Here is a 10072-nt window from a genome sequence, read left to right on the forward strand (position 1 = left end):
CCCCGGCGTCCCCGCCCGCCGCCGGCGTCCTCGTCATCCCCCGTCGCCCTCCCCGCTCTCCTCCCACAGTCCCATCGGCAGATCGTCCCCGTGCCGCCAGAGCTGGCTTTTCGGACCGGTCAGGACTTCCTGGGCCTCGCGGACGAAGTCCCGCAGTGCCTCATGACAGCGCGGACTCCACGCCCACAGGAAATCGATCATGTCGTCGACCATGTTGATCAAGCGATCGGTGGGACCGCCGCCGCGGAAGTGCTCGAGGAAGCGTTCCTCGGCCGCCTTGTCGTCAACCGTCCCGAACCAGATCATCGCGTTGAGGGTGAGCATCTGGCCGACGAGTTCGATGAGCGCGACGATGTTGTCCGGGGTGTCCGGTTTCCCCGTCGCGAAGAGGATTCCGCGGTAGTAGTCCGGCAGCAACTCCGCGATGTCCCTCGGGGTGTTGCTGCCGGCGTTGCTCCGGGGCGGCGGTGCGAGCAGGTGGTTGTCGACGGAGACGGCCAGCAGATTGGCGGTTTGGTGGTCGAGGAAGCCCAGCACGAGTCCCGGGCCGTCGATCAGGGTGAGCATCGTGCCGTTCGGGCGGCGGCCCAGCCGGGTCCGGCTGATCCGGGCCGGCTCGTAGGAGCCGGTCACCCTTCCCTTGCGGGCGATGAGCAGCCGCCGGGAGGTGATCATCGCGACCCGGCAGTCGAACGCGTCCTCCACCGCGATGACGCGCACGATCTCGCCGGGCTGAAGGGCCGCCCGCAGTGCGTCCTGGTTGTCGGCGAGGCGGCGCCGGGCGACCTTCCCGTCGCCGCCCAGCCGCGCGGCCAGCCCTTCGTCCAGTTCAGGACGTGATCCGAACACAATCGTCCCCCGTTCCAGAAAAGTTGGCGCCACTCACCGGTCGATGCCGGTACGCGTTCCGGCCCCGGCCCCGGTCCCGGCACCGGTCGTCCCGGACTGCCGGGACGCTCGTTCCAGCGCCCGGAACGCGCGCTTGCGCTGCCGGATCAGGATGCTGGGCGCGTGTGCCACGCCGACCGCCGCGTAGACGCGGTTCATCACGGCGAAGCCCAGCGCCATCGGGCCGGGCCTCATAGCGCTCCCGTAGTGCGCCGGGGTGAGTTCCGCCGCCCAGCCGGTCACCCGGTACCCCCCGGCGCCGATGGGCCGTACCTCCATCGCCAGTACGCCGCCCTTGCTGCTCACCTGCCACTTCGCGCCGCGGGCGGTCCGTTCGGCGGCGAACGGCTTGCGGCCCAGCGTCCGGGTGATGACCGACGAGGTGGCCCGCCCGGCCACTGCCACGACGGTGTCGAGCGGAAGGTCCACCTCGACGTATGCGGGTGTGCTGATGCGGGTGGTCAGGTGCTTGAGCCAGCCGACCCCGACCACGACGAGCGCGAGCAGGAGGAGCAGGAAAAGCGAGAAACCCATGACGGTCCTCCGGTTGCTGTCGCAAAGAGCCCGGATTTCCCCAAATCCAGGCGGCCCGGGGGGCGGATCGGTACGATCGCGTCACCGAACCCGTACCACCCGAATTCCGCACCATCCGGTCCTGTCGGGGATGGCGCTCCTGAAGGCGAGTGCGACGAGGTAGTGAGGGCGGCCCTCCCCCCCGGGGGGTCGGGAACGTGTTCCCGGCCGGCCCCCGAGCCGCCTCGCACCAGAGTAGGGCGCGGGCCGGGCGGCATCGCGGTCCGTTGCACGACGGCACATCGGTTGCAATAAAGGAGGCGGCTCGTGGCGAAGGTGGACCGCGGAAGGCCGCACCGCCCGGCTGGGGATCCGCAGGCGCACACCGGCCCGTTATCGGTACGGCACCGCACCGCATGGCTGTTACGGGTGAACCGCCTCTACGGGACGAACGACGAATGGGCCACCCAGGGCTACGCGTTCGCCCGGGCCTTCGAAGGCGGCGCGTGGCCGCGCGAAGCGGATCCGAGCAAGATCTCCCGCTGGGAGACCGCCCGTATCGCGGTGCCGTGGCGGGCCGTTCGCCGCTACGAGGAACTGCTCGGCGTCCCGGCACGTCAGCTCACCTCGGCCGTCGACACCATCAACCGCTACGCCGTCCCCTCCACCGGGCCGCTGCCCCTGCTCGCCCGGCCCCCGGCCGGGGACGAGGCGCTGGAGCGGCGGATCGACGCCGTCATGGAGGCGGTGACGGCCAACAGCCCCGTCTCCGCGGCGGACTGGGACGATCTGACCGCCGCGCTCGCCGCCGCCCCCGGCATCCGGTTGCGGGCCGGGGAGTGGACGGCGGTCGCGGAACGGCTGCTCACCGAGACGATCGTGGCCGACGGCCCGGAGTGGAAGCAGCGCTTCGAGGCGTTCAGCCGTCTGCTGGGGCACCCGTCGGCGCAGCGTGCCGCGGTGGCCGCGTGCGCCGGCTGGGCGGCGGACCCGACCAACCCGGCCTTCGTGGAGACCGTCTGCCTGCTGGACACCAGCGCCCACCCGGACGCCGCCCGGCACGTACTGGCGCAGCTGACCGCCCCCACCAACGACGACGCCTTCTACGGCGCCCTGCTCGCCTGCGTGCGCAAGGTCAAGCACGGCCACTTCACACCTGAGCAGGTGCGCGAGGTCTGCGCGGTCGCTGTCTGCCTGCTGCACGACACGAGCGTCCGCTACGACGACGCCCGCAGCCTGGCCGGCTCCGTCCTCGCCCTCGTCCCGCCCGCCGACCGGTCGACCGAAGCACGCCGGACCCTGTACCGCCTGTCCCGGGCGGCCACCGAGGCTTCCGCTCCGCCGTCGCGCGCGGCCGAACGGTGGCGCGGGGAAGACGAGTTGACGTCCTCTGCCGGCGGGCAGCCCGGCAGCAATCCCGGCGGTCGTCCGGGCGGTCACCCCGGTGCCCACCTGGTCGGCCATCTTGTCGCCGCCAGTGTGTCGTCGCTGCCGCGCGAGGTGCCGCGTTTCGTCGACGGCGTCCTTCCGCTCCTCGTCGACGAGATCCTCCACGCGCCGGTGTCGGACGTACGGCTGCATGCCGCGCTGTTCCTGGCCGCGACCCCCTACCGGGGCCCGCTCGCCGCGGCGATGAGCGGCGAGACGGCCCGGTTGCATGTCGGGCGCGACGCGAGGGTGCTGGTGCGGCTGCTCCAGGCCCTGCGCAGCTTCGGGGGCGCCGCCGAACGGCCCATGGTGGAGCGGATGGTCCTCGGCGCCGGCATCCCGGCCCCGGTCGTCGAGGCCGCCGCGGGGGCCCTGGGTCATCTGGGCGGCCGCAGCACCGGGACTTTTTGGGACGCGGCCCTGGCCCGGCACGCTCCGCCGGCCCGCGCCGGAAACCAGGCCGGGGTCCGCGCTTTGGAGAGCGTCGTCTACTCGCTCGGCATAAGCGGCGAGGCGGCCCGGCTCAAACGCCTCGCGGACGACCCGCGCGCCCCGCACTCGGTGCGGTCCCGCGCCGACTGGTGGCTGCGCCTGCCGCCGTACGTCCGTTCCGGGCCGGCGGGGCAGTTGGCGCCCGGGTAGCGGAACTGACGTCTCATCAGGTCTCGCGGTGCGGCGGTGTCACCGGCTGGTCGGCCCAGATCACCTTGCCGTTGGCCGTGGACCGGGTGCCCCAGCGGCGGCTGAGCTGCGCCACCAGCAGCAGGCCGCGGCCGCCCTCGTCGTAGGCGCGGGCCCGGCGCAGGCGCGGGAAGGTGTCGCTGCCGTCGGAGACCTCACAGATCAAGGTGGTCTCCTCCAGGATCAGCCGCAGATTGATCGGCCCCGAGGCGTGGCGGATGGCGTTGGTGACGAGTTCGCTGACGACGAGCTCGGTGGTGAAGGTCACCTCGTCCAGGCCCCATTCCTCCAGTTCCTGCGAGGCGTGCTCGCGGGCCGTGGCCACCGCCTCGGGATCGGCGGGGAGTTCCCAGGTGACGGTCTGGGACGAGTCCATGGCCCGGGTCCTGGCCAGCAGCAGCGCCACGTCGTCGGCGGGCGTCTCCCGTTGCAGTCCTGCGAGCACCCGGTCGCAGGTCTCCTCCAACGAGGCCTTCGGACCGGCGAGTTGCCGCTGCAGTTCGGCGATGCCCTGGTCGATGTCCCGCTCGCGGGAGGCGATCAGCCCATCGGTGTAGAGGGCGAGCAGGCTGCCTTCGGGCAGGCGCACCTCGGCCCGCTCGAACGGCAGGCCGCCGAGGCCCAGCGGCGGGCCGGCGGGCACGTCGACGACGTCGACGCTGCCGTCGGGCAGGACGAGTACCGGCGGCGGATGGCCGGCCCGGGAGACGGCCAGCCAGCGCGTCACCGGGTCGTACACGGCGTACAGGCAGGTGGCTCCGGCGTCGCTCTCGGGCTGCCGCTCGCTGGCGGTGGCGAACGGGCGGTCGATGAGGCCGTCGAGCTGGGTGAGCAGTTCGTCGGGCGGCATCTCGATGTCGGCCAGGGTGCGCACCGCGGTACGGAGCCGGCCCATGGTGGCCGAGGCCTGGATGCCGTGGCCGACGACGTCCCCGACGACCAGTGCGACCCTGGCCCCGGACAGCGGGATGACGTCGAACCAGTCCCCGCCGACCCCGCCCCGTACGTCCGAGGGCAGATAGCGGCTCGCGATGTCGACGGCGGTGTGCCGGGGCACGTCGTGGGGGAGCAGGCTGTGCTGGAGGGTCAGGGCGGTGGCGCGCTGGCGGGCGTAGCGCTGCGCGTTGTCGACGCAGACCGCGGCCCGGGTGCTGATCTCCTCGGCGAGCAGCATGTCGTCGGGGGTGAAGTCGTCGGGCCGCCGGTGGCGGTAGAAGCAGACCACTCCGAAGGTGCTGCCGCGGGCCCGCAGCGGGACGACCATGCCGGAGTGGAAGCCGAAGAGCTTCCCCTTCGCGTAGCGTTCCTCGGGCAGTCCCGCCCACTGGTCGATGTCCGGGTCGCCGACGATCTTGGTGATGTACGCCTCGCCGCTGGCCAGCGCCCGGGCGTTGGGCGAGGAGGCGATGTAGATCTCGGTGTCCCCCGGCTTCAGCACCGATTCGGGGACGCCCCGCAGGACGGAGTTCTCCGCGAGCCGCCGCACCAGGGCCGGGCTCTCGGGCACCCGGAGCGGCTCCTCCTCGGCGAGGACGGAGTCGAGGACGTCGACGGTCACGAAGTCCGCCAGTTCCGGCACCACGATCTGCGTCAACTCCATCGCGGTGGTGCGGACGTCGAGGGTGCTGCCGATGGTGGCGCTGGCCCGGTTCAGCAGGTTGAGCCGGGCCCGCGCCTCGAACTCGCGGGAGGTGTCGATGCCGAGCGTGTACAAACCGCGCACCTGGCCGGCGGCGTCCTTCAGCGGGGTGTTGTGGATGGCCCAGGCCTGGGTGCGGTATCCGCGCCGCTGCGTGGCCTCGTAGATGCTGGGCTCGCCGGTGCGCAGCGACTGCAGGATCGACTCCTGGAATTCGCCGGTGCCTTCCTCGGTGCTGTCCTCCTCCACCGTCCTGCCGAGCAGGCGGTCGGCCGGTATCTTCCACAGCCGCCGGGCGTAGTCGTTCAGATGGACGTAGTGCGCCTCGGTGTCGAAGATCGCGCCGATGAACGGGACCTGGTCCAGCGCCCACGACTTCAGCGTTTCGGCGACATCGCGTTCGATGGGCAGTCCGCTGGCGACCAGCAGCCGGACCGGCGCGCCGTCGGCGTCCGGGCGCGGCGTGGAGATGAGTTCGACGGTGATGGGGTGGCCGTCCCGGTGCCGCATCACCACGGTCGACGTGCCGCCGGCCCCTTCCAGCATCCGCTGCCTGACGTCGGCCGGTACCTCCGGGTCCAGCAGCGCGGCAATCGGCCGCCCCGCCATCTCGTCCCGTCCGAAACCCAGCAGCCGCTCGGCGCCGGGGGTCCACTCGCGCACATTGCCCTGGGCGTCCACAATGGCGGCCGCAAGGTACCTCACACCTTGCAGCTCCGCCTGCCCGTCGGTCTCGGCGTCACGTGGCTCCATCGTCTCTCTCTTCGCACATGGGGATATGCCAGGGGGCGAGGGTCCATTCGGGTCCCGATCGAGAGCACAAATCGGATGTCTTACTCCCAAGTGTACGGATTTGGGGGCGAGTGGGAAGTCGGACGCCGGATCGTCGATTTCTCTCCGTTACGATCGACTACTTTCTGCGACAAAGAGGTGTTCGGAGGCCCCCAGGTGGGGAGGATGCCGGCATGACACGTACCGAGACGGCCTGGGGCCCCTGGGAGCCCGCGCCCCTGCTCGACGTGGTCGCCCGCTTCTCGGCGCTGCCGGTGCCCTGGTGGATAGCGGGTGGCCACGCGATCGAGCTCGCCGTCGGCCACGCCTTCCGGGAGCACGGCGACATCGACGTCCTGCTGCTGCGCCGGGACCAGCTCGCGGCCCAGGACGCACTGCCGTCTTGGGAGTGGTGGGCGGCGGACCCACCCGGTACGCTCCGCCCCTGGCGGCGCGGCGAGATCCTGCCCGGCGCCGTCCACGACATCTGGTGCCGCCCCGGCCCCGGCGAGCCGTGGCGGATCCAGATCATGCTGGAGGAGTCCGAGGACGCCGAGTGGGTCTCCCGGCGGCACGCCACCGTACGCCGCCCCCTCCGCCGTCTCGGCGCGCGCTCGGCCACGGGCATCCCCTACCTCGCGCCCGAGGTCCAGCTCTACTACAAGGCCGAGCGCCCCCGGCCGAAGGACGAGCAGGACTTCACCGCGACCCTCCCGACCCTGGACACCACCGCACGCCACTGGCTCACGGCCGCCCTCACCGAGTCCCACGGACAGCATCCCTGGCTCACGGCGCTCGCCGCGGGCGCGGGGCTCGGAGGGGTGAGCACGCGGCGCCGCCCGGCGCCCGCGTCCATACCGAGGGCGGGGCCCTGCCGCGGCGGCGGCTGACGCTCCGCTCAGCGTTTGCGCAGTGCCGCCAGGTCCTCCAGGAGGGGCTCGTTCACCCGTAGGTGCCGGGCGGCGCCGCGCAGGCCGAACCAGTAACCGGCGAAGCCGATCAGCGCGGCCAGGAGCGAGTCGGCCGGGACGGGGATCGCGTGCAGGTGCATGCCGCCGTAGTTGCCGAGTTTGGACAGGGCGGCCAGTGCGATCAGGTAGGCGACCAGCCATGCGCCCGACGCCAGGTCGCGCATGCCGGACTTCTGGTTGAACCACTCCCAGCCGTAGCCGAGGACGGCGGCCGAGACCAGGACCAGGACGGCGATCCGCACGTGGGACCAGGTGGACCGGTAGAACAGCTCAGTGGCGAAGACGAAGCTGGCCGGCGCGATGATCCGGGTGCCGCGTACCCAGCCGGCCATCAACTCGGGGTAGCGGCGTTTGATGGCCTGTTCGGAAACCAGGCTGAGCGAGTAGCCGAAGAGGGTGAGCGCGCTGGCCACGGCCACCATGTTCGACCACTTCTGCAGGGTGAACAGGAACACCGTGCCGATCAGGGTGTTCACCACCAGTGCGCGGCGGGGGATGCCGGACCCGCGGTGCACCCTGGCGATCATCGCGGGCAGCAGGCCGTTGAGCCCCATCGCGTAGACCGACCGGCCGCTCTCGGCGGTGTAGACCATGGAGGAACCGCCGGGGGAGGCGACCGCTCCGACTTGCAGCACGATGAACAGCCAGCCCAGATTGAGGGCTTTGGCGAGGTCGACGAACGTCGAGTTGGTGTCCACGCCGTGCCAGCCGGAGATCTGGTTCAGGCGGGGGACGGCGCCGATGAAGGCGATCTGCAGGGCGATGTAGACGAAGATCGCCAGCACCAGGGCCGCGACGACCGCTCGCGGGATGTCCCGCTTGGCGTTGCGGGCCTCACCGGCCAGGTCGAGCGGCCCCTGGAAACCGGTGTAGGCGAAGAAGACCCCGCTGGTGGTGATCGCGGTGAGCGCCGGATCGTAGCCGAAGGGCGCGAATCCGTGGTGGGCGGTGACGTTGTGGGCGTGGAATCCGGAGGCGAACAGCGCGACCGCGGTCAGGACCGGGAAAGCGAACTTGCCAATGGTGAATGCCAGATTGACCCGGGCGAAGAGCCGCACGCCGTACCAGTTCACCACCACGAAGACGATCATGATGGCGAAGCAGACCAGCATGCCGAGCGTGCTCAGCCGGCTCGCCCCGGTCAGGTAGAGATGCAGCCGCGGGACGTGCAGGCTCAGGTACTGGACCATCGCCGCCGCCTCGCTCGGCGGGTTGATGGCGTAGGCGATCCAGATGCTCCAGCCGGCCATGGTCCCCACCAGCCGTCCGGAGCTGTGGAACGGCCAGCGCACCAGCCCCCCGGACAGCGGGACCGAGGCGCCGAGTTCGACCAGGACCAGGGACATCAGGACGAGCACCAGGCCGCCGACCGCCCAGGAGACGACCGCGGCCGGCCCTGCCGCGTTGGCCACCTTCATCGGGGCCAGCAGCCAGCCGGAACCGATCACGCCGCCCAGGGAGATACCGGTCAGGTGCCAGAAGCCCAGTTCGCGCTTGAGGTGCTGGTCCTCGGACGCCGGATCCGCCGTCAGCCGTGCCGTCGTCGTCATCTTTCCCCCTCCGCGTCCCCCCGCGACGCGTCCGGATGGCGCCGGCCGGAGCGGCCTACTCCGGAACCGCCCAAGTCATTCAATCCGCCCAAAGAACTGATCGGACATCATCACGATTCTCTCTTCCTATCATCCTGGCCACCAGTACCCTGGAGCTATCGAGAAATCGTCGGAAGTGGCCGGAGACACGGTGAACGTCACCTTCAACTGCGCGAGTACGGATCCGACGCAGGACCTCCAGTCGCTCAGAGAATGGCTGCCGAGGGCCGACCCGGGCCTCCAACTCGACTTCAGGGACCCGGCGCCGGGCGCGGGCACCCACCTCGGCCCGTCGGCCGACGAACTCTTCGCTGCGATCAGCGCGACGGCGGACTTCATGGCACTCGGCGTCGCGGTCCGCGGCTGGGTGCACAACCGGTTCGGCCGCGATGTCGCCACCGAGGAACCGGTGATCGCCACCAACGGCAACGTCACCACGATCGAGGTCGGCCCGGTCACCATCACGATCACCGGCACGTCCGGCGCAACGGCCCCCGTCATCGACCCAGATGAGGGCTGAGCACCCTCCGCCCGGAACGCCGAGGGGCTACGGGCTGTTCATCGGGGCGTCCAGATTCCCGGACCCCAGATACGGTGACCGGCCCTCGGTGGCCGCGAGCGCGCGGGCGCTCGCCGACCGGTTCGCCGACAACGGCGTATGGGACCTGCCGGCCGAACGGCGGGCGCTGCTCAGCGGCGAGGTCGAAATGCGGGCCGCGATGGACGCCCTGGTGCGGGCCGCCCGCGAGCAGGTCGACCTGCTCCTGGTCTACCTCGGCTGCCACGGCAAGCGCTTCTACGCCGACCCGGGGCTCAAACTGGCCTTGTCCGACGCGGACTTCGACCACTTCGCCACCCATCTCCCCTTCAGCCAGGTCAAGGAGATACTCCAGCGCTCCGAAGCCCCGCTGAAACTGCTGCTGCTCGACTGCTGCTACGCGGACGACTCCTATCTCGGCCGGATCGGTGACCCGCTCCAGCAGGAAGTGGCGGGTGTGTGCACGCTGGTGGCGACGGAGTACCGGATGGAGGCCGTCGCCCAGTGGCGCGGCACCGGATACACCGCTTTCGCCGGGGCCCTGTTGGAGGTGCTGCGGGAGGGCATCGCGCAGGGGCCCCAACTGCTCACCATCCACGACGTCTTCAAGGCGCTGGAGGCCAAGCTGCGGCGCCACGGCATGCCCCAGCCCGGGATGCGCGGCAGCGACAGCGCCGGGGCCATGCCGCTCTTCCGCAACCGGCACGCCGAAGCCGGCAAGGAGCCCGCGCTGCCGCCCCGGCGACCGGATTCCGTGTCGGCGGAACCCGCCGCCTACGCCAAAGACGTGGCGGACCTCGCCGCGCAGCCGGGGGAGGCGGCCGAGAGCCGGCGCCGGCTGGGCACCTTTGTCCAGCGACGCGAGCTGCCCGACGTCGCCGCCCTGGTACGGGCCTTCCTCGCGCTGGACCGGGCGGAACTCGCGGCCGCCGTGGTCGGCAGCGCCTGCACGCTGCGGGACGAGGCGGAGTTCGCGACCCTGGCGCACCTGCTGCACGACGGCGCGGTCGGCGGCCACGACGACGTGCCGGCCGGGCAGCCGAGCGGGCGGTTC

At 71.4% G+C, this 10072-nt stretch carries 8 protein-coding genes; 4 read left to right on the plus strand and 4 right to left on the minus strand.

Annotated elements, in window-relative coordinates:
• Positions 1-33 precede the first annotated feature (33 nt).
• Both GA0115240_RS00970 and GA0115240_RS00975 read right to left on the minus strand, forming a co-directional pair.
• Entirely contained in the window at positions 34-849 is an 816-nt protein-coding gene (locus GA0115240_RS00970; protein WP_093734729.1) for a hypothetical protein, read from the minus strand.
• A gap of 33 nt (positions 850-882) precedes the next feature.
• Positions 883-1422 carry a hypothetical protein gene (locus tag GA0115240_RS00975; RefSeq protein WP_093734730.1) on the minus strand — a complete coding sequence of 180 codons (540 nt, stop codon included), beginning with the start codon at positions 1420-1422 and terminating at the stop codon, positions 883-885.
• Between the two features lie 306 nt (positions 1423-1728).
• On the opposite strand from GA0115240_RS00975, the gene GA0115240_RS00980 reads away from it, so the two are divergent.
• Positions 1729-3471 (plus strand): hypothetical protein, encoded by a 1743-nt coding sequence (locus tag GA0115240_RS00980; protein ID WP_176724954.1) that lies wholly within the window; start codon positions 1729-1731, stop codon positions 3469-3471.
• A 16-nt stretch (positions 3472-3487) separates the two neighbouring features.
• Here GA0115240_RS00980 and GA0115240_RS00985 read toward each other — a convergent pair whose 3' ends face one another.
• Positions 3488-5902, minus strand: coding sequence for a SpoIIE family protein phosphatase (locus GA0115240_RS00985; protein WP_093734732.1), 2415 nt, complete (start codon positions 5900-5902; stop codon positions 3488-3490).
• Between the two features lie 212 nt (positions 5903-6114).
• On the opposite strand from GA0115240_RS00985, the gene GA0115240_RS00990 reads away from it, so the two are divergent.
• Positions 6115-6810: a nucleotidyltransferase domain-containing protein gene (locus GA0115240_RS00990; protein WP_237554499.1), complete on the plus strand. Its 696-nt coding sequence runs from the start codon at positions 6115-6117 to the stop codon at positions 6808-6810.
• An 8-nt stretch (positions 6811-6818) separates the two neighbouring features.
• Here GA0115240_RS00990 and GA0115240_RS00995 read toward each other — a convergent pair whose 3' ends face one another.
• A complete protein-coding gene (locus GA0115240_RS00995; RefSeq protein ID WP_093734733.1) occupies positions 6819-8441 on the minus strand; it encodes an APC family permease in 1623 nt (540 codons plus the stop codon).
• A 175-nt stretch (positions 8442-8616) separates the two neighbouring features.
• Between GA0115240_RS00995 and GA0115240_RS01000 the strand changes: the two genes are divergently transcribed.
• Together GA0115240_RS01000 and GA0115240_RS01005 are read left to right on the plus strand one after the other, a co-directional pair.
• Positions 8617-9000: an effector-associated constant component EACC1 gene (locus GA0115240_RS01000; RefSeq protein WP_093734734.1), complete on the plus strand. Its 384-nt coding sequence runs from the start codon at positions 8617-8619 to the stop codon at positions 8998-9000.
• A partial coding sequence (locus GA0115240_RS01005) for a caspase, EACC1-associated type (RefSeq protein ID WP_346267908.1) occupies positions 8990-10072 on the plus strand: 1083 nt, incomplete at its 3' end. The genes GA0115240_RS01000 and GA0115240_RS01005, both read left to right, overlap by 11 nt.

The sequence above is a fragment of the Streptomyces sp. DvalAA-14 genome, assembly GCF_900091855.1.
Lineage (GTDB): Bacteria > Actinomycetota > Actinomycetes > Streptomycetales > Streptomycetaceae > Actinacidiphila.

Bases quoted from the DNA above. Each gene is read 5' to 3' on its own strand.
- GA0115240_RS00975 (WP_093734730.1), bottom strand. From the start codon at position 1,422: ATGGGTTTCTCGCTTTTCCTGCTCCTCCTGCTCGCGCTCGTCGTGGTC.
- GA0115240_RS00985 (WP_093734732.1), bottom strand. From the start codon at position 5,902: ATGGAGCCACGTGACGCCGAGACCGACGGGCAGGCGGAGCTGCAAGGT.
- GA0115240_RS00990 (WP_237554499.1), top strand. From the start codon at position 6,115: ATGACACGTACCGAGACGGCCTGGGGCCCCTGGGAGCCCGCGCCCCTG.
- GA0115240_RS00995 (WP_093734733.1), bottom strand. From the start codon at position 8,441: ATGACGACGACGGCACGGCTGACGGCGGATCCGGCGTCCGAGGACCAG.